Below are 18,862 nucleotides of genomic sequence, written 5' to 3'. Positions count from 1 at the left end.
TGTTGAATGATGTTGTGAGACAAGACATCCAGTAACCCCGTCCGGCCCGGGCCCGCGGGCACGGACGGGCACGCCGGTGTCAGCGCTGGCGGTCGCGGAATTGGTAGGTCGCGCGCAGGTCCCGTGTGATCGCCTTGACGGTCTTGCTGCGTTTGCCGCTCTGGCGGGAGTCACCGCGGGTGGCCGCCCACTGGCTTTCCCGCATCAGTTTGCGGTACCGATCCAGCCGCCCCAGGTCCAACTCGCCGGTCACGACCGCGTCCTGCACCGCGCACCCGGGCTCGCTGCGGTGTTCGCAGTCATTGAAGGCGCAGCCGCGGGCATAGGCCTCTATCTCGGCGAACACCTGCCCGACCCCGTCGGCGACATCCTGAACGCCGATGCCCCGCAGGCCCGGAGTATCGATGAGCACCCCACCATCGGGCAAGGCCAACAATTCGCGATGCACGGTGGTGTGGCGGCCCTTTCCATCGACGGCGCGAACCTCGTTGGTGCCCATGTGTTCTCGGCCCAGCAGCGCATTGGCCAGACTCGACTTACCGGCCCCGGACGGACCCAGCAGCACCGCGGTCCCGGTCACGGTCGCGGCCAGCCTCTCGAGGCCCACACCGGTAGCGGCGCTGGTAGTGAGGATGTCAACGCCGGGAGCCAGCGCGGCCACCACGGCCTCGTCCGTACCGGGGTGCTCAGCCAGATCGGCCTTGGTCAACACGATGACCGGCCGGGCACCGCTGTCGAAAGCCAGCGCCAGCAGCCGCTCGATGCGGCCCGCGTTGACCGGTGCCGCCAGCGAGACCGCGATGACGACGGTGTCGACGTTGGCCGCGAGCACTTGTTGCTGGGAGGTGCGGTCCGAGGACGCGCGAGTGATCGCGGTACGGCGAGGCAGCAATGCCACCACCAGTGGTTGCGGTCCCGGGCGTAGCGCGGCCCAGTCTCCGGTGCACACGATGTGCTCGCGGTCCGCCCCGCTCAGCGCACTGCTATCGGCGCGCACCGGACCCGAGGCGGTGAGGGTGTCACATCGGCCGCGGTCGACCCGGACGATACGGGCCGGTATCAGCCCGGCGGCGGCGTGTTCAGCGAACATCGCAGCGAACGTCTCGTCCCAGCCGAGCGCGGACAGCTCTCGCGAAGACGATGAAGAAGTGGAAGAAAGATGAGGTGAATGCAAGGTGAGACCCTTGGATAAAGGAGCCCCGCTCGGATACGAACCCACCAGCAGCGACACCGCGAGCACAGCTCGGGGCGACTACCGGCAATGGGTATCGGGTTAGACCGGGACCCGGGACGTGAGGATGGTCCGGGCGCTGCGCACCGCAGCGGTCTTCACCGCAAACATCAACTCACCTCCCATTCTCTCGCACTCCAGGTCAAACACGGACGAGCCAAACTAACACGCGGCGACGATCCCCGCCAGCAGATTGTGAACGTCTTCATATGAGGGAGAGCGCTACGGCCACGGCGCGAGAGCGGGGCCGTCCCGTCGCGGCCGCGACGGGACGAAACGATCGTTTTCGACCCAAGACCAGCCGGGTCGACACCGTCAGGAAAGTGGGCAGCTTATGGGACAGTTCCGCGCGTGGGACGGTTCGGATACGCACGAGTGTCCACACGCGGGCAGAAGGACGACTCCCAAATCGACGCACACCACATTCGGCGTCTCCCGCACAACCATCTACCGCCACCTCGAACGCGGATAACATATCCTGCCGCGTCACAAGGCGATAAGCCGCCACACGCTTGGGGTCGGGGACGAAAATCGATCTCTACCAGCGAATTACGCGATATCCGCCCGATTTTCGGCGAATACTACGGCGACCCCCACTCGGCCGGATATCGCGCCGGGGACTTGACACGAATTCAGTGCACGACTGTACACTGAGGTTGTCAGATATCCGAGCTGGCCTGCACTGCGAATGGAGTCCCACGGAGATGGACAAATTCGATCCCGGTCGAGAACTGATCAACGAACTGTCCATCGCGGCGCGCCGAGCGGGTACCGCGATCGCCGGCATCTTGGGCGACGCGGGACGCGAGAGCGCCCGCGAGCTGGTCGATCTGGCACACGAGGGCCGCGAACTGGTCGCCGGAACACTGCGTGCTCGCGCCGACGAACTCCGCCACCGCCGGTAGGCGGCCCGCCCACCCTCACGGCTCGAGGTCGAGCACACCTTTTCCGCTCTGGATGTCGAGCGGCACCGACACCTGATCATGCGCGATCAACCAGGTGCCGTCGACCTTGCGCATGCCGCTGAGACGACAGCCACCCGGAAACGGCGACCCTGGACAGCCGACTGAACCGTCATCGGCTACGAAAAGCCCTCTGACCTGTGGATAATATTGTCGTGAAAGAATTTTCGCGGCGAGCGATGAGTTCTCACGGCAGGCACCGTCTCTATGAGTGCTACCTGTAGCCGAGATCCGGGAGAGACTCATGACCGCCAGTTCCGCCGTCACCACCGGCACCCTCGTGGTGCCGGACGCCCGCCTGTACTACGAGGTCCGTGGGGCGGGACCGCTGCTCGTCCTCGTCGGTGCTCCGATGAACGCCGCCTCGTTCGCCGCGGCCGCCGAACAGCTCGCCACCACCAACACCGTCCTCACCACCGACCCGCGCGGCCATTACGCCAGCCCCCTGGATGACCCGAACCAGGATTCGACGGTGCTCGCCCGCGCCGAGGACCTCGCCCGGCTCATCACCCACCTCGACGCGGGCCCGGCCGTGGTCTTCGGATCCAGCGGCGGCGCCGTCACCGCGCTGGCCCTGGCGCAGACCAACCCCGACCTGGTCACCACCGCCGTGGCCCACGAACCGCCGCTGCGCGAACTGCTCCCCGACGCCGACGCCCAGCGTGCGGTCACCGAGGACATCATCGCCACCTACGCCACCGGCGAGGTGATCGGCGCCTGGCGAAAGTTCTTCGCCCAAGCCGAGATTCCCCTCCCGGACCCGATGTTCGAACAGATCTTCGGCGGCGACCGCGATCCTCGACAGGTGGCCAGCGAACGATTCTGGTTCGCCCACGAACTGCGCCCGACCACCGCGTGGGTACCGGACCCGCCGTTGCTGCGCTCGATTCCCACCCGCGTGATCGTCGGCATCGGTGCCGAGTCCACCGGCCAGTTCTGCGATCACACCGCACGAGAACTGGCATCGGCGCTCGGGCTCGACCCAATCCTGTTCCCTGGCGACCACATCGGATTCGTCAACGACCCCGTCAGCTTCGCCGCCCGCCTGCAAGAAGTACTCGACGAGCCGTGAGCGTGGTTACTCGCACACGCGCGGGTCGGGGGGAGAGGATGCCAGGCATGAGCGAATCGCAGGACTGGAACAGCAAGATCATCGCCGAGTTCCGAGATAACGAAGGGCGAGTGGGCGGGCCCTTCGAGGGTGCGCCGATGGCCCTGGTGCATCATCGGGGGCGGCGCACCGACCGGGAATTGGTCTCGCCGATGATGTATCTGGCCGACGAGAACGACGCCGAGGTCATGTACGTCTTCGCGTCCAAAGCCGGTGCTCCCACCAATCCCGGCTGGTACTACAACCTCATCTCCGCGGGCACAGCAGCAGCCGAGGTCGGCACCGAGACCTTTGCGGTCACCGTCACCGAAGTCACCGGTGCCGAACGTGACCGCCTCTTCGCCGAGCAGGCGCGACGGTATCCCGGTTTCGCCGGATACGAGGAGAAGACGAAGGGCATTCGCACCATTCCGGTGCTGGCACTACGGCGGGGTTGATCAGGTGATGTCGCGGGCAGGGCGACCGAAAGCGCCCTGCCCCACTACTCCGGTCCGATGTGCTGTAGTACCGCAGTCCACTGTGTGTGCGTGCCTCGGCTTCCTACCGTTCGATCATGCGTAGTCGAACCTTCACCGTGCCGATCCTCACCGCCGCTCTGATCCTGTCTGCCTGCACGACCAGCGAGGCCGAGCCCGTCGCGGCAACCCGCGTGGACAACGTGCGCGGCGACCTCGACTCGATGGTCGGCTCGGGCGCCGTCGGGGCCATCGCCACGCTCACCGGGAACGGCGTGAGCACCGTCGTCGGCGCCGGTCTCGGCGATACCGCCGCAGCGACTCCGATCGCTACCGACGTTGCCCAGCATGTGCGGATCGGCAGCGTCACCAAGTCCTTCACCGCCGCGATCGTGCTGCAACTGGTGGCCGAGCACCGCATCGACCTCGACCGGTCCATCGACACGTATCTGCCCGGATTGCTCACCGGTGTCGGTGTGGACGGTCGCGCGATCACCGTGCGCCAGATCCTGGGCCACCGCAGTGGCCTGCCCGAACCGGCCCGATCCCCGGATCTCGACGAACACGAAGCGGCAAAGAACGGCCGCACCTTCACCCCGGCCGAGGAGATCGCGCTGGCGCTGGAGCACCCCGCGAAGTTCGCGCCCGGCAGCCGATTCGAATACACCAACATCAATTTCATCGTCGCGGGCATGCTGATCGAGACGGTGACCGGGCATCGCTACATCGACGAGCTACGCGACCGGATCCTGACGCCGCTCGGCCTGTCGAACACCTACCTGCCTGCCACCGGCGAAACCGGGCTGCGCCATCCCCACCCGACCGGATACACCACGGTCGACGGGACCGTCACCGATACGACAAGGATGGAGCCGTCGGTGCCGTGGACATCGGGCGCGCTGGTCAGCACCGGCGCCGATGTGAATCGGTTCTTCCTCGCGCTGCTGGCCGGTCAGGTCGTGCCCGAGCCCCAACTGCGGCAGATGCTCGACGGAATCGACATGGGCAACGGTGACGGTATGTCCTACGGTCTGGGCATCGGATACACCCAACTGCCGTGCGGTGCCCAGTACGTCGGCCACATCGGCGGCGTCCGCGGCTTCTCCACCGTCGCGGGCGCCACCCGATCCGGCCGCGCGGTCACCATCGTCCACACCGGCGAATCGTCCTCGGTCGATCTCGGTGGGATGCTCACTCACGCGCTGTGTGAGTGAGCATCCCACCTCGTTGGTCGACGGTCAGCGCGCAGGTGGCACAGGATGCAAATCGGCATCGGGTGCATTCACTATCGCGTCACGGCAGCGCTCGCTCACCGTTCGCAGCGCCGTGATGAGCTCCGGCGGGTCGGTGACGGTGAATCCGATATCCAGCGCGGTGATCATCCAGGCCAGCGAGGCAGGGGAGTCGGCACCCAGGTGCAGCAGGCAGCTGATGTCGTCGACCGCTTCGAGGACACCCATTCCCGGCCAGACACGATCGGCCAGCTCGGTGGCCGACCCGTGCAGGGTGACGACAGTGCGCCACGGCCACGACGCGACCGACAGCCTGTGTGACAGATAGGTCGCCGCGTCGCCGTCGGGTAATGGGCGCGGGGTGAATCGTGGGCCCGTCGGGACACGCGGCTGGAGTCGGTCGATGCGGAACGACCGCCAATCCGTCCGGTCGATATCCCAACCGACCAGATACCAGTGCCTGCTCACATTGACCAGCGAATCGGGTTCGACATCGCGGCGCGACGTGTGACCGGCGTGGTCGGTGTAGTCGAACCGCAAACGCTCGTGGCGCCGGCAGGCTTCCGCGATCGTCAGCAACGTCTCGGACGACACCCGCGGCGCTTCGGCGGCGACCCGCACCATCGACTGCTGCAAGGTTGTCAGCCGATGCCGCAGCCGAGACGGCAACACCTGTTCCAGCTTGGTGAGCGCGCGCAACGACGCGTCCTCGATGCCGGTGACGGTGCCGCCCGAGGTGGTGCGCAAGCCGACCGCGACAGCCACGGCTTCCTCGTCGTCGAGCAGCAGCGGTGGCATCGACGCACCAGCTCCCAACCGATACCCCGCGCTGCCCTGCAACGCCTGCACCGGATACCCCAGTCCGCGCAGCCGCTCCACATCGCGGCGCACGGTGCGCGCGGTGACATCGAGCCTGATCGCGAGTTCGGCGCCGGACCACGCGCGGTGGGTCTGCAACAGCGACAGCAGTCGGAGCAGCCGGGCGGATGTTTCAGCCATTTCTCCATCATGCCGTGAACTTAGGAACGATACTGACCTAAGTAATCTCTAGCGTTGCCGGTATGAGCGACATCGACAGCTTCCAGATCGACATCCCGCAGTCCGACCTCGACGACCTGCACGAGCGCCTCGCCCGCACCCGCTGGGCCGAGGACCTACCCGGCACCGGCTGGACCTACGGCCTGCCCACCACCTACCTGCGCGATCTCGCCGACTACTGGCGGACCGGTTTCGACTGGCGTGCCGCCGAAACCGCGCGCAACGCCCACCCGCAGTTCGTCACCGAGATCGACGGACAGCGCCTGCACTTCACCCACGTCCGCTCACCCGAACCGGACGCACTGCCGCTGGTTCTCGTCCACGGCTGGCCGTTCACCGACTTCGGTGCGACGATCGGGCCGCTGACCGACCCGCGCGCGCACGGCGGCGACCCGCGCGACGCCTTCGACGTCGTCATCCCGACCCTGCCCGGTTTCGGTTTCTCCGGATCCACACACCAACCCGGCCAGGCCGCGACGGAGCGGTCCGCCGACCTGATCGCCGCGCTGATGAGCGAACTCGGCTACGAACGCTACGGCGCGCAAGGCAGCGACGCGGGCTCGTTCATCGCCCCACACCTGGGCCGCGTCGACACCGAACGAGTCGCCGGCGTGCACCTCAACGCCGCGATCACCATCCCTTCATGGAATGACGACGGCGCGGGATACACCGAGCAGGATCAGGAAAAGCTTGCCGCACTCCAAGATTGGAGCAGCAACGAAACCTCCGCCTACGCGGGCGTGCACAGCACCCGCCCGCAAACCCTGGCCCACGCGCTCACCGATTCGCCCGCGGGCCTGCTCGCCTGGATCGTCGATGTCGTCAACACCTACAAGGACCCGGCCGCCGCGCTGCCCGAGGATTCCCTCGACCGCGACGCCATGCTCGCCGAGACTGCGATCCTGTGGTTCACCGGCACTGTCGGCTCCTCGATGCGCCTGTACAAGGAATCCCTGCAGTGGGGCGCCGACCTGCCCAGCTCCGGAGTGCCGACCGCTGTCGCGGTCTTCCCCGGCGACACCACGATTCGCGGTATCGCCGAGAAACAGAACAACCTCGTTCGCTGGACCGAATACGAGCGCGGCGGGCACTTCGCCGCGATGGAAGCGCCCGACCTGCTGATCGGCGATGTGCGCGAGTTCTTCCGTTCGTTGCGGTAGGGGCTCGGTGGCCCCTGGTCATGGCCGGGGGCCACCGCTGACTCGATGCCACGCGGCCCCGATCTCGCTCAGCCGCTCGACCGCGTAGGCAGGGTCGACCAATGCTTCAGGAGTGTGGATGCCCGGTGCGGGCCGATCGCCGCGCAGGCCGAGCAGTCGTTCGACGCCGAGTGCGATGCCGAGGGCGGTCAGCGGTCGCTGCCCCTCCCGATGGACGAGATGCTGTGCCCTGTCGAGCGGTTCGCCGGTCCGGTCGGTTCCGGCGAGATCGATCCTGATCTCGATGCAGGCAGGTTCGCCGCGACGTCTACTCGGGGTCTCGCCGACCGCGAAGTCGACTCGGACGTTCGGTGCGCCGGTCGCCAGCGCCAGGCTCGGCACATCGAGAACCGGGATGCTCTGACCAGGCAGCGCGGTGCCGTCGAGGGTGTGCACGTCCGCCCGGGCGTCGGCTTCGGCGAGCCAGGTGAAGACGCCGTCGCGCCGCACCAGACCCGCTGACGTGACCGCCGACCAGCGCTCCAGGTCGGCGACTCCCGCGGGTCCGCCGGTGTCGGTGTCATCGAGGGCGACACCGACGCGGACCGTGTCGACTCGGTCGAACTCGCGCGCGGAATCCAGTGCGGCGAGCACGACGATTCCCGCCATCAAGTGGCTGGCGACCAGAACCGGTGCCGCAGTCGACCTTTGCGCGCCCGCGATGATCTCCGGGCCGATGTCGAGGAGGCCGCTGGAGATGCTGAGGTAGGGCAGTCCGTGGTCCTGCGCGTAGTGCAGGCCGTTGAGCCGGTCGTCCCAGAGTGTCGCGATCACCGCCGAGTAGGTGTCCTCGGCGAGGCCGAGATCGCGGCGGGACAGATCGATCGTCACCGCTGTCGCGGTGCCGAGTTCGTCGGCGACCCGTTGGGCGCGGCCGAGATCGCGGCCCGCGATGGTCAACGGCAGGGTCGGATACCAGCGGCGCAACAGCGCGGCGGTGTCCGATCCGGCCTGCCCCGACCCGCCCATGATCAGTACCGATTGTTCCATGGTGAATCCTCTCCAGCGACTAAGCTACAAGTTGTAACTTACTCTTTGTAGCTAAACTGAGGGAATGGCGCAAGGCAGGACGATGACCACACGATCGGGCCGACTGGCGAAGCCGGCCAGACGCGAGCAACTGCTCGACACCGCCTTGACCTTGGTGCGTGCGCACGGCACCGATGGCCTGACCTTGGCCACCCTCGCCGAGGCCGCGGGAGTGAGCAGGCCGATCGTCTACGACCACTTCGGCACCCGCCCCGAACTCCTGCTCGCGCTGTACCGCCAACTCGACGAACGCCACCGCCTGGCCGCCGAACACGCCGCCCGCGCCGCCACCCCCACCGTCGACGAGATCGCCCGCGTCATGAGTGCCGCCTACTTCGCCTGCGCGACCGACATGCCCGAGTTCGACGCGATTTCCGCCGCCCTGAAAGGGAACCCGGACGTCCAGGCGATCCAGCACGCCATGCTCGACAGCTACCGAGACTGGATGGCGGCCACCTTGCTCCCGTTCTCGTCGCTCACCACCGCGGCGCTCCGACTGCGCTGCGTCGGCGTACTCGGCGCGGCCGAGACACTGGCCGCGGAACTGAACCTGGGCGCGACGTCAGCCGAGGAAGCTGTCTCGGCCCTGACCGATCTGATCGTGGGCAGCATCGGCGCGGGAAAGCGGACCTGACAACTCGCCGGGCCGTGAGCGCCACCGCTGAGCTGGGCGAGCTCGGTCCCGGGTACGAAGCTCTGATGCCGAACGGCCTCGGCGCCGAGGTGACCTCAGCCCGCGAACGGGCGCCCGGCCCCGAAGGCGTGCCGTACGAAGTTCTCCCCGATTCGGCGATGGCCGTCCGGGTCGGGGTGCAGTGCGTCGGGTAACGGGAACTCGGCGAAGTCGCTGTCCCCGTACAGGTCCCGGCCGTCGAGATAGTGCAGGTTCGGATCGTCGACGGCCCGCTGTTCGACGATCCGAGCCAGCGCGTCGCGAATCACGGTGAGCGTCAGGCGACCCGCCGCGACGTCGGCGGGGTCGCCGGTGGCCTTGAACCGCATGGTGCCGGTCGAGAAGTCGGGCATCAGCGGGCCTGGGGTGTCCTCCTGGATCGGGCACAGGATCGGCGAAACGACCAGCAGCGGAGTGTGCGGGTGCCCGTCGCGGATGGTGTCGAGGAAGCCGTGCACCGCCGGACCGAACGCGCGCAACCGCATGGTGTCGGTGTTGACGATGTTGATGCCGACCTTGACGCTGATCAGGTCCGCTGGAGTGTCGCGCATGGCGCGGGCGGTGAACGGGTCGAGCAGCGCGCTACCGCCGAAGCCGAGGTTGATCAGTTCGACCTCACCGGCGTGCCGCGCGGCGAGCGCGGGCCAGATGCTGCTCGGGTGCGCGGCGTTGGACCCGTGGCTGATCGAACTGCCGTGGTGGAGCCACACCCGCCGTCCGTCGGTGGTGACCGGTTCGATCGGGGCGTCTGCGCGCAGGCCGATCAGCTCGGTGATCTCCGCGTGCGGCAGCCAGATCTCGATCCGCTTGTCACCGACGGGCAGATCGGTGAACCGCGCGGTGCCCGCCGGCCCCTCGGCCAGTTCGGCGGCCCCGGTACGCAGGTCGGTGATCGTCCGGACGTTGCCGCCGTCGACCGTCGCCTGCGCGGCGAGTTCGCCGTCGGCCAGCAGGTCGTAGACGCCGTCTGGCACCGCGGGCATGCCGCGGAAGGCCCGCTTGGTGGGCAGGGTGTCCAGTTCAACGGTGGTGGCGCGGGTCCGGAACACGAGCCGCACTCCGGATGGCTGCGCCTCGGCCATGGCGAGCTGACTGTCGGGGATCTGCTTGCGCGCCGCCGCAGGCAAACGATGCGGCAGCACCCCGTGCCGGGTCGATTCCAGGTCCAGGAATCCGCGCAGCAGATCGGGGGTGATGGGCGTGGTCACCCACATAGTGCCGGTCTTCATCATTCCTACTTCTCGGTGGCAGGGATTGCTCGGGTGCGCAGCAGGATGTCGAGCGAGTCGACAACCCACTCCCAGGACTGCTGTGAGTCGACGGCGGTGTGACTGAACCCACCGGCCAGCTCGAGGGTGACGTAGCCGTGGAAGACGCTGCCCAGCAGGCGAACCGCGTGGGTCTGATCGGGCTCGGTCAGGTCGTAACCACGCAGGATCGCGCGCGTCATCTGCGCGTGGCGCACTCCCGCGCTCGCCGCTGCCGTCTCGGGATCCAGTCGTAATCGGGCGGCGTCGAAACGGCCGGGATGCGCACGCGCGTAGTCGCGGTAGGCATCGGCGAACGCGGCGAGCGCGTCCTTGCCGGACCGGCCGGCCACCGCGTTGGCGGCACGGTCGGCGAGTTCGGTGAGGGCGAACAACGCGATCCGCGTCTTCAGGTCCTCGGTGCTCTTCACGTGCGAGTACAGGCTCGCGGACTTCACGCCGAAGTGCCGCGCGAGCGCCGACACGGTCACCTGCGCGAAACCCACCTGGTCGGCGAGCTCGGCGCCGGCAAGGGTCAGCCGGTCAGGGGTCAACCCCACTCGAACCATCAACATTCTCCAATCTGGCTACTACCAGCATGCCATTACCTATAGGTTGTAGGCAAATGTGCGCGCCAGGAGTGCCGCGAAGGAGCGAGCATCGCCGCTTTGGCTCGCGGGCACCAGGTGAGCCGGGGCGCGATCCGTCTAGCCGGTGACGCGGATCCGTTGCATCATGTCGTGGTCCTCGTGGTCGAGGTTGTGACAGTGCCAGACATAGCCGCGGATCTCGGGCGGCACGTCGGCCACGCCGTGACCCATGTCGGCATGCGGCGACACCATTTCCGCACCGGCCGGAATTCGCAGCACCTGATCCGGGTCGAAACCGAGTTCGTCGACCGAGGGCCAGTACACGTAGACGCGGGTGACGGAGTCGGCCGGGCAATGCACGGTGTCTTTCCAGCCTGCCTCCCACGGGGCGGGTGGCAGGTCGGGGCCGAGAGTGAACCTGTCGACGGGCGGGTTCCAGCGCACGCCGAGTCGGGCGGGCGGCGGGTGCGTCGCCCAGTAGGCCGAGCTGAGGATCGTTTGGCGGGAGCCGATACGCTGCCGGGCCAGGTGCACGTGAATGGGGTGGTCGAACGGGGTCACATTGACGATGTCCCAACGCTCGACAGTTCCCGCCTCCGCCACTTCGATGTCGTCGGTGCGGAACGGCAGATTGTTGATCGCCATCATCGTCGGGAAGTTCGCGGCCCCACGGTCGGAGTCGTTCAAACCCATCAGCGTCATTGTGCGTGTGCGGATCGGATCACTCAGTGGCGGAAGGGGATCGGGCAGGCCGGGTCCGCCGCGCAACACGGCGGGCACCGGAGCGGGCGGGCCTTCGCCGCCGACAGTGAATCGCATGATGGGCCGCAACTCCGGGACCATGAACACGGCGTTGCCGAAGTCGTTGAGTTCAGTGTTGATCAACTCGAACTGCTCACCGTCGCGTAGCCCACTGAAATCAACAAGGATGTCGGCGCGTTCGCCCGGACCCAACCGGACCAGCGCAGTCGGCACGGGGGCGTCGAGCAGTCCGAGGTCGTTACCTATCACCCAGAACGGCATCCCGTTGCTCAGCCCGAATCCGTAGGTGCGCGAATTGGATCCGTTCAGCAGCCGGAAGCGGTAGAGGGTGCGGCGCACGTCGAGGTTCGGCCATGCCACTCCGTTGACGCAGGCCACGTCCCCGAACTGGCCGGACTGGTTGTAACCCTGCGGGATATAGGTACCGACCATCGGCTGCAGGCTGCCGTCGGGGTTGAAGGTGCGGTCCTGCACGATCAGCGGGATCTCGAACTCACCGGTCGGCAATCCCAGCGGGTTATCGGCAGTCCCGGTGTCGTACTCGTCGCGCAGGTAGTACAGCCCAGCCAAGCCGGCCTGGACATTGAGCCGGGTGATGCCCATCGCGTGGTCGTGGTACCACAGCGTCGCGGCTTCTTGCCGGTTGCTGTAGACGTTGCGCTGGCTGCCGCCGTTGCGCCACGAGATCATCGGGTGCCCATCGGAATCCGGGGCGTTGACACCTCCGTGCAGGTGCACCGTCGCGCGCGGGTCGGTGCGGTCGAGTTCGGTGGTGGCGTGCATCGTGACGTCGACGTGCGGGGCGAGCACGTGGGCACCGAGGTCGTTGCGGAAGGTGATGTGCGCCGGTCGATCCCGGTGCCCTTCCAAGATCGGACCGAGCAGTGGCCGCGAATAGCCCCACGTCCGGGTTTCGGGCAGGTCGCGGTGGTATCTGTGCATGCCCGACATCGAGACCAGTTCCCCTGCGGCGGGGCGGGTTTCGGGGATCGGCAGCGCGTCGACGAACGGCTCCAGCGGCGGCGAATGATAGTTGAGCGGGGTGTAGGTGGGCGGCGGCAGCGGCGGCAATGGCAACAGGGCGGGTGGGAAGGGGGTGGTGTCGGCCTGCGCGAATCCCGTGGCGCCCAGCGCGAGCGCGCCCACCGCGCCGAACAGGAAGCCTCGCCGCGAAGCTGTCGAGGAATAGAGCTGGTTCCTCGACGCCATCTCGTACCCGACCTCTCTCCTGATCATGCCCGGGATGGTGTGCTGCGAGTCTTCATACATACCACCTTCTGCCGGGTTCCCGCGGTAGCCCGGGCGCGAGTCCAAATGTGTGGTGTATCGAGATGATCGCCGCGTGACCGTGTTCGGTCAGGCGGTCAACGCCGCAGTTACTCCGGTGCGGTGAACACGGTGTGGGCAGCGCGCCGGACGTCGCAATCGGAGTGAGTGCGCAGGGTTGTGAGCAAGTGGGCCCACTCCGGTGACCAGCCGAACTCGGTGCCACAACGGCTGATGATGGCGAGTGCGGCCAGCGCGGTAGAAGGTGTTGGACTGCAAGCGAGTTGGGAACTGACTGCGTGGAAGGTTATCGGTGGCGTGGTGTCGAGTTCGGCATTGAGACGCTGACTCAGGTGATGTGCGGGCCGGGTGACGAGGGCGCCGGTGGCGTAGCGGGCTACCTCGTCGAGGGTCGCGATGACACCGTCGGGGTCAGTCCAGCGGACCGCGACGACCGTGAGTTCGATGACCTGGTCGTGCCAGAGCGGGTCATCGGTCAGTGCGGCGACGACCGGTGCGACGATGCTGTGCGGACTGGTGGGATGGTTGCGGACGACGGTCATGAACCAGTGCAGGAGGGTGGAAAGACGCTGGTGTGCGGCTAGATCCCGGTCGACGGCGAAAAATTCGGCGCTGCGCAATCTGCGGACCGAATCGACCAGGGCCGCGGGGTGGGTGTCAGCTCGGACACCGGCCAACAGCGCGCGTAGTGCGGCCTTCCACGTACCGAGCGATTCGAGGTCGGTGAGTTGATCGACGATCACGTCGTCGGTGCCGGGCGCCCACCAGCGCTGCCACAACGGCAACGCGTCGAGGGCCGCACCGGCCAGTCGTGGATCGAGACCCGCGGCCGCGTCGCGTACGAACGCGGCGAACCTTTGTCGCTGCGGGACGGGCAACATGGTCGGTCGGATGTCGAGGATCGCGTCGGCCACCTCGGGATCGGTTGCCGCTTCGTCGAGCAGAGCCCATGTTTGGTCGTTGCCGAGCAGGAATCGTGTGGCGAACACGGCCGCGCGTCGGACATCGCGATGCGCATCGGGGTGGGTGGCGAGCCCTGCGATGATCGGAAGCGCGTCCGGTGCACGCAACTCAGCGAGGAGTCGGATACCTTCTTTCGCCGCACTGACGTTGGGCGACTCGAGAAGTGGCGCAACTGTTCTCGACAGCCGATCCGGTGCGATCCACCTGGCACAGGTCGCGATACTGCTGACCGCGACCCGAGCACGATCGTCACCCACATGCCGCGCCAGAACGCCGATGGCCGCTTCGGGCTCGTCGCTGGTGCCGAGCGCGGTGAGCGCGGCCTCGGTCACGACGAGTTCGCCGTTGTCGATAAACCACGTCAGCCGCGCGAAACTGCCCGGCAGAAGACCGAGTTGGCGAACAGCGGAGGCCCGCTCGTACGGGGTGGTCTTGCGACCGCGTGCGTAGTCGTCCAGCAGATGCGCGTAACGGTCGACGTGGTGCGGTGACCACCGGTGGAATCCGGTCACGAACATCGGCACGAACACCACCTTCGCCGACAGGAACCTGCCCGGCGTCTTGGTGTTCAGCAAGTCACCGAGCAGGTCGGTGCGACGGTTACCGATCAGGAGTTGGACCGACGGCAGAGTGATCAGGGAGCGGTCGCGGGCGAGGAGTTCATCGAGGTGGGCGTCGCGGGTAGCCGGGGCGGCGAGTGCGAGCTGAACGGCCCGGCGGACAGTCGAATCCGAGGACGAACGGCAGGCTCGCACGATCAGCCGCTGAAGTTCCGGCAGGTGGAAAGCACGGTGTTCGAGGCCCGCGGCCATGCTCAGGCAGAGGTCCCAACGGTCGCGGTCGGCGTCGGACTCGAGTCGGGGGAGCAGCGTCGCGAGAATCTGCTGTTCCGCTCCGCGGGGGAGATTGCGGTGCAGCCCGGACAGATTCGGGTCGATCGACAGGTCGGCGAGCATGCTCATGATCCGGAGCGCGGTCTCGGTGAAGGCGGCGTCGGTCGTGACGCTGCCGTGCAACAGCAGAGTACGGGTGAGTGTGCCGACTGTGCTCGAGGTGTTCCATGACCGGTCACGCGCTTGCAGGGCATCGGTGGCGAGCTGTTCGAGGCCGGGCAGGTGGTCGGTGGTGAGTAGCGACATCGGGATGCCGGCAACTGCGCGCAGCGCACTGGAGCGAACGGGGTCCTGTTCGTTGCGCAACCTCGTCAGCATGGCCAGCAGTTCGGTGATCACCGACGGATCGCGGCTACCCACCGCCGCCGTGACGAGATGGGGGTAGGCGATGGCGCGCTCGTCGGCATTGGGGCGCCGGATTGCCTCGGTCAGCACCGATTTCGCCTCTGCCCACATCAGTCGCGCAGTGAGCCGATCGGCGACCTCGGGTATGTCGGCGCCGCCGGGCCGCGACAGCAGCTCGCGGGCGATCTCCGCACGGGCAGGACCGGGAATCGCGTCGAGCAGACCGAGGTCGACCGCGGCGGGGGCCGATCCTGGGCGCGACAGCTCGGCCCCGGCGATCGCGTTTCGCCGCGACGGTGGAACGGTTCGCAGGAACTCGAGTTTCGAGCGGGCGGCGCGGTAGAGCACCCGCAGCTCGTCGTCGGGCATACATCGCATCGACCGCCACAACGCCGGGCCTGCCAGTGCGCGGCCGTTGCCGCTGGGATGCAGTATCAGTCGGCGAACCGCCTGCGGATCGTGGCGAGCCAGTCTTCCTGCCACCGGATTCAACGCCGTCACCGGGACGAATTCGACAGCCACCGCGGCCACCGCGAGCAATCGGCCAGGGGCATATTCTCCTGCCGTTGCCGCACCGGCGGTCAGCCAAGACCAGAGTTCCTGCCACTCGGCGCGGCCTGCGCCCCGTGACCGCGTCTCCACGAAATCCATCACCACACCGATGTGCTTGCTGGACAAGGAGGTCCAGTTCGGCACCGCATACGCAAGCGTCGGCAGCCACTCGGTCACTGTGGCGGCTGAACACGACGGCAACACACGCGCCGCTTCGGCGTCCCCGAACAACATCCGCAACGCCGGAACCAGCGCATCGGCGATCTGCGTCCGATCACCACGTCCGAGCGCCCGACTGATGTTCTTCCTGGTCCGCTGCGAGGCGCCCGCCAATCTGTCGACAACGACACTGGGCTCGACACCGAGACGAATCAATCCGGTCAATGCCTGACTCGCGGTCTCCTGATCCGTCGAATCGAGCTGCGACAGCAGGTAACCACGCTCTCCGCCGACAACAGCCAGATAATTCGCCGTCCGCCGCCCTGCTCGCCCCTCCCCGGCGATCTCACCGAGCAGCCTCGCGAGTTCGGCGGTCCCGACCAACCGTCGGGCCTCGACCGCCAACGTCCGCATCCGCTGCGGCACAGACATCCCCGCAACGTCGTTCAACAGCGTTCTCCCCGTATCCTTCACTCCGCCCACCGTATCTGCCCGGACCGACAGGTCCTGCTCGGCGTACTTCGAGGCGACGGTCACGGACTGAGCAGGTCCGCCAACCGGTTCCCGCTTCATGGGTGCATACAACGCGGCTGTGAGCTAGATCACGGTTGCAGTTGACCTTAGGTCAGGGTGGAAGCTCGTCGCAGCGGCACGAAGCCGACCGGACATCACCGATTCGATGGAGCAAAGCACCATGTCGATCACCCTTTCCGACCAGGACAAGAGCACTCTGCGCACTGCCGCGTACGGCGCCGTCTCGCTGATCGCCGCCGCCGGTGCCGCCGGCAAGCCCCACAAGATCGCGACCGCGGGCTCCATCGCCCTGTACACCGCGACCGGACCGGTTGGGCACGTCCTTGCTGCGAAAGCCAAGGACATCGATCTGACGGGGAGGTCGGTGGCAGAACTCGCCGACCAGGTGCTGCCGGCCCTGACCGCAGCCATGTGCCTGCTCGCGCAGCAGGATCCGGCGGAGGCCGCCAACTTCCGAACCACCGTCCTCGTCGCTACCGACGCCGCCCAGGCCCAGCAGGGGCAGCGCAGCCCGGCGACAGCCGAGATGGCCCGCAAGATCACCGCCGCCCTCGATGCCACCGGGGCCGGCGTGCCGAATGCCGCTGCCGGACAGGATCGCCCGGAGCTGCAGAAGATGATCGAGGAGATCGCCGACTCCGGTTTCCTCGGGGTGTCGCTGCGCGTGCACGATGAGCGGGGTGAGTGGGTCGGCAGCGCCGGGGTGGCCGAGCTGGGCGGTAGCGCGAAGCCGCCGATCGACGGGCATGTCCGGATCGCCAGCAATACCAAGACCTTCACCGCGGCCCTGGTGCTGCAATTGGTGGCCGAGGGCAAGATCGAGCTGGATGTCCCGGCGACGGACTACCTGCCAGAATTCGGGCTCGACAAGCGGATCACGGTGCGGATGCTGTTGCAGCACACCAGCGGGATCTTCAACTTCACCGGCGAGATGTATGAGGACGGGACGATCGTGCTGGGGATCCCCGCCCCGGGCACCCCCTTGGGTGCGGAGTGGGTGGAGAACCGGTTCAAGACCTACCGACCGCAGGAGCTGGTGGAGCTGGCGCTGTCCAAGCCCGCCCGGTTCGAACCGGGCACCGGCTGGAGCTATTCCAACACCAACTATGTGCTGGCCCGGCTCCTGATCGAGAAGGTCACCGGCCGCTCGTTCGCCGAGGAGATGGGGCGGCTGATCCTGGGCCCGCTCGGGCTCTCGGGCACCGTGGTGCCGGAAACCTCGCCGGAGATTCCCGAGCCGCACGCCCACGCCTATTACCGGTACGAGCAGAACGGCCAGGAGCAGACCGTCGATGTCACCCGCCATAACCCGTCCTGGAACCCCTGCGGCGGCGACATGATCTCTACCACCGAGGATCTGGCCACGTTCATCTCCGCGCTGCTGAGTGGCAAGCTCCTGCCGGCCGAGCTGCTGGCCGAGATGTGCACGCCGCATCCGACGGGCATCCCGACGATGGACTACGGACTGGGGGTGTTCGTGCGGGACCTGGGCCCGGACGGCGGCATCGTCATCACTCACAACGGCGGCCATGCGGGCTACGCGACCCTGATGTACAGCACCCCCGACGGCAGTAGGACCATGACCGCCTCGCTGACCTGTGTGGACGACTCCGCAATGTCAATGGCGGTGCCGTTCCAGAAGGCACAGCACATGCTCCTCGTCGAGGTGTTCGGCGGCGGGCAGACCGATCCGGGTCAGTAGCACGCGAACCGGGGCCCGCGCCGAACTCAACGAGCTCGGCGCGGGCCGTCCGCTTGTCCTTGTGGACAACCGCGGCTCCCTGCCGCCCGAGGACAAGGCAAGCTGAGCAGATGAGGAACGGAGTCACGATCGGGCAGGCGTCGGCATTCGTCGGCGTCACCGTGAAGACCGTGCGGCACTACCACAAACTCGGCCTGATCGAGGAGCCAGAACGCGACAGCTCCGGTTTCCGGCGGTACGGATCGGCCGAGTTGTCGCGGCTGGTGCAGGTCCGGACGCTGGCCGCTGCCGGGGTGCCGCTGGCCGAGATCGGGCCCATGCTCGACGCCGACGCCGCGTCCTTCGCTGCCGCGCTCGCCGACGTCGGACGCCAGCTCACCGAACGGATCGAGGATTTGACCGCGCGACGTGACACGCTGGACCGTCTCGCCGACGGCGACCGAGCGCTGCTGGGCGACCACGCGGTGGCACTGCTGGAGCGGATGACCGGCCTCGGCTTCCCCGCCGACGAGGTGGCGACCGCCCGGGAGGGCTGGGTGCTGGCCAAAGCCCTTGTCCCGGACGGCTTCGACGACTACCTCACCCATCTCGAGCACGCCCTCGACGACCCGCACTACGTCGCCTTGATCAAACGCGCCGCCGAGGCCGCCACCTGGGAACCGGACGACCCCCGCGTCGCCGAGCTCGCCACCGCCATGGCCGAGCACTACCTCGCCAACCCCGCACACCTGAAGGTCGTGACTGCCCTGCAAGCCCGCACCGAGGCCGCGACTCGATACACGCTGATCGCCCGCCACGGCGAAGAACAGACACCGGCCACGACGCGAGGGGCCGCGGTTTTCGAAACCAGGCTCCGCGCCGCCGGCATTCATATCCCCAGACCGAACTCCCGCTGACC

General features: G+C 67.4%; 15 protein-coding genes. 8 read left to right on the top strand and 7 right to left on the bottom strand.

The features are described 5' to 3' along the window. Positions 1-79: 79 nt before the first annotated feature. Positions 80-1,090: a ribosome small subunit-dependent GTPase A gene (gene rsgA / locus ACFWO8_RS12860; RefSeq protein WP_378949022.1), complete on the bottom strand. Its 1,011-nt coding sequence runs from the start codon at positions 1,088-1,090 to the stop codon at positions 80-82. An 845-nt stretch (positions 1,091-1,935) separates the two neighbouring features. Here rsgA and ACFWO8_RS12855 point away from each other — a divergent pair. The 4 genes from ACFWO8_RS12855 (at position 1,936) to ACFWO8_RS12840 (ending at position 4,973) form a co-directional block, all read left to right on the top strand. Further along, positions 1,936-2,136: a hypothetical protein gene (locus ACFWO8_RS12855; RefSeq protein WP_378949018.1), complete on the top strand. Its 201-nt coding sequence runs from the start codon at positions 1,936-1,938 to the stop codon at positions 2,134-2,136. Positions 2,137-2,437: 301 nt separating this feature from the next. Further along, the gene (locus tag ACFWO8_RS12850; protein ID WP_378949015.1) at positions 2,438-3,265 is read left to right on the top strand and encodes an alpha/beta fold hydrolase; all 828 of its coding nucleotides are present in this window, start codon (positions 2,438-2,440) and stop codon (positions 3,263-3,265) included. Between the two features lie 47 nt (positions 3,266-3,312). Continuing rightward, a complete protein-coding gene (locus ACFWO8_RS12845; protein WP_378949012.1) occupies positions 3,313-3,741 on the top strand; it encodes a nitroreductase/quinone reductase family protein in 429 nt (142 codons plus the stop codon). Between the two features lie 116 nt (positions 3,742-3,857). After that, a complete protein-coding gene (locus ACFWO8_RS12840) occupies positions 3,858-4,973 on the top strand; it encodes a serine hydrolase domain-containing protein (RefSeq protein ID WP_378949009.1) in 1,116 nt (371 codons plus the stop codon). A 24-nt stretch (positions 4,974-4,997) separates the two neighbouring features. Here ACFWO8_RS12840 and ACFWO8_RS12835 read toward each other — a convergent pair whose 3' ends face one another. Further along, positions 4,998-5,990, bottom strand: coding sequence for a helix-turn-helix transcriptional regulator (locus ACFWO8_RS12835; protein WP_378949006.1), 993 nt, complete (start codon positions 5,988-5,990; stop codon positions 4,998-5,000). A 62-nt stretch (positions 5,991-6,052) separates the two neighbouring features. On the opposite strand from ACFWO8_RS12835, the gene ACFWO8_RS12830 reads away from it, so the two are divergent. Next, a complete protein-coding gene (locus tag ACFWO8_RS12830) occupies positions 6,053-7,189 on the top strand; it encodes an epoxide hydrolase family protein (RefSeq protein ID WP_378949003.1) in 1,137 nt (378 codons plus the stop codon). An 18-nt stretch (positions 7,190-7,207) separates the two neighbouring features. Here ACFWO8_RS12830 and ACFWO8_RS12825 read toward each other — a convergent pair whose 3' ends face one another. Continuing rightward, a complete protein-coding gene (locus tag ACFWO8_RS12825; RefSeq protein ID WP_378949000.1) occupies positions 7,208-8,218 on the bottom strand; it encodes a saccharopine dehydrogenase in 1,011 nt (336 codons plus the stop codon). An 82-nt stretch (positions 8,219-8,300) separates the two neighbouring features. Between ACFWO8_RS12825 and ACFWO8_RS12820 the strand changes: the two genes are divergently transcribed. Beyond that, positions 8,301-8,891 (top strand): TetR/AcrR family transcriptional regulator, encoded by a 591-nt coding sequence (locus ACFWO8_RS12820; protein WP_378948997.1) that lies wholly within the window; start codon positions 8,301-8,303, stop codon positions 8,889-8,891. A gap of 95 nt (positions 8,892-8,986) precedes the next feature. On the opposite strand, the gene ACFWO8_RS12815 is transcribed toward ACFWO8_RS12820, so the two are convergent. The 4 genes from ACFWO8_RS12815 to ACFWO8_RS12800 all read right to left on the bottom strand — a co-directional run bounded on the left by ACFWO8_RS12815 (position 8,987) and on the right by ACFWO8_RS12800 (position 16,160). Continuing rightward, complete coding sequence (locus ACFWO8_RS12815; protein WP_378948995.1) at positions 8,987-10,159, bottom strand: GDSL-type esterase/lipase family protein; 1,173 nt, start codon at positions 10,157-10,159, stop codon at positions 8,987-8,989. Between the two features lie 5 nt (positions 10,160-10,164). Then, complete coding sequence (locus ACFWO8_RS12810) at positions 10,165-10,746, bottom strand: TetR/AcrR family transcriptional regulator (RefSeq protein WP_378948991.1); 582 nt, start codon at positions 10,744-10,746, stop codon at positions 10,165-10,167. Positions 10,747-10,884: 138 nt separating this feature from the next. Then, positions 10,885-12,765, bottom strand: a complete 1,881-nt coding sequence (locus tag ACFWO8_RS12805; protein ID WP_378948988.1) for a multicopper oxidase family protein — start codon at positions 12,763-12,765, stop codon at positions 10,885-10,887. Between the two features lie 140 nt (positions 12,766-12,905). Then, entirely contained in the window at positions 12,906-16,160 is a 3,255-nt protein-coding gene (locus tag ACFWO8_RS12800) for a hypothetical protein (RefSeq protein WP_378948985.1), read from the bottom strand. 262 nt (positions 16,161-16,422) lie between these two features. Here ACFWO8_RS12800 and ACFWO8_RS12795 point away from each other — a divergent pair, with 262 nt between their 5' ends. Both ACFWO8_RS12795 and ACFWO8_RS12790 read left to right on the top strand, forming a co-directional pair. Continuing rightward, a complete protein-coding gene (locus ACFWO8_RS12795) occupies positions 16,423-17,964 on the top strand; it encodes a serine hydrolase domain-containing protein (protein ID WP_378948982.1) in 1,542 nt (513 codons plus the stop codon). 110 nt (positions 17,965-18,074) lie between these two features. Then, positions 18,075-18,860 carry a MerR family transcriptional regulator gene (locus ACFWO8_RS12790; RefSeq protein ID WP_378948979.1) on the top strand — a complete coding sequence of 262 codons (786 nt, stop codon included), beginning with the start codon at positions 18,075-18,077 and terminating at the stop codon, positions 18,858-18,860. Positions 18,861-18,862: the final 2 nt, after the last annotated feature.

This window comes from Nocardia sp. NPDC058480 (genome assembly GCF_042720495.1).
In the GTDB taxonomy this organism is placed as follows: domain Bacteria; phylum Actinomycetota; class Actinomycetes; order Mycobacteriales; family Mycobacteriaceae; genus Nocardia.
Note: the sequence above shows the minus strand (reverse complement) of the source record. Positions and strands in the feature narration are given on the sequence as shown.

What these genes read in the sequence shown, in the direction of transcription:
- rsgA (WP_378949022.1), bottom strand. Translation starts at nt 1,090, where the DNA reads ATGTTCGCTGAACACGCCGCCGCCGGGCTGATACCGGCCCGTATCGTC.
- ACFWO8_RS12855 (WP_378949018.1), top strand. Translation starts at nt 1,936, where the DNA reads ATGGACAAATTCGATCCCGGTCGAGAACTGATCAACGAACTGTCCATC.
- ACFWO8_RS12850 (WP_378949015.1), top strand. Translation starts at nt 2,438, where the DNA reads ATGACCGCCAGTTCCGCCGTCACCACCGGCACCCTCGTGGTGCCGGAC.
- ACFWO8_RS12845 (WP_378949012.1), top strand. Translation starts at nt 3,313, where the DNA reads ATGAGCGAATCGCAGGACTGGAACAGCAAGATCATCGCCGAGTTCCGA.
- ACFWO8_RS12840 (WP_378949009.1), top strand. Translation starts at nt 3,858, where the DNA reads ATGCGTAGTCGAACCTTCACCGTGCCGATCCTCACCGCCGCTCTGATC.
- ACFWO8_RS12835 (WP_378949006.1), bottom strand. Translation starts at nt 5,990, where the DNA reads ATGGCTGAAACATCCGCCCGGCTGCTCCGACTGCTGTCGCTGTTGCAG.
- ACFWO8_RS12830 (WP_378949003.1), top strand. Translation starts at nt 6,053, where the DNA reads ATGAGCGACATCGACAGCTTCCAGATCGACATCCCGCAGTCCGACCTC.
- ACFWO8_RS12825 (WP_378949000.1), bottom strand. Translation starts at nt 8,218, where the DNA reads ATGGAACAATCGGTACTGATCATGGGCGGGTCGGGGCAGGCCGGATCG.
- ACFWO8_RS12820 (WP_378948997.1), top strand. Translation starts at nt 8,301, where the DNA reads ATGACCACACGATCGGGCCGACTGGCGAAGCCGGCCAGACGCGAGCAA.
- ACFWO8_RS12815 (WP_378948995.1), bottom strand. Translation starts at nt 10,159, where the DNA reads ATGAAGACCGGCACTATGTGGGTGACCACGCCCATCACCCCCGATCTG.
- ACFWO8_RS12810 (WP_378948991.1), bottom strand. Translation starts at nt 10,746, where the DNA reads ATGGTTCGAGTGGGGTTGACCCCTGACCGGCTGACCCTTGCCGGCGCC.
- ACFWO8_RS12805 (WP_378948988.1), bottom strand. Translation starts at nt 12,765, where the DNA reads ATGATCAGGAGAGAGGTCGGGTACGAGATGGCGTCGAGGAACCAGCTC.
- ACFWO8_RS12800 (WP_378948985.1), bottom strand. Translation starts at nt 16,160, where the DNA reads ATGTCTGTGCCGCAGCGGATGCGGACGTTGGCGGTCGAGGCCCGACGG.
- ACFWO8_RS12795 (WP_378948982.1), top strand. Translation starts at nt 16,423, where the DNA reads ATGTCGATCACCCTTTCCGACCAGGACAAGAGCACTCTGCGCACTGCC.
- ACFWO8_RS12790 (WP_378948979.1), top strand. Translation starts at nt 18,075, where the DNA reads ATGAGGAACGGAGTCACGATCGGGCAGGCGTCGGCATTCGTCGGCGTC.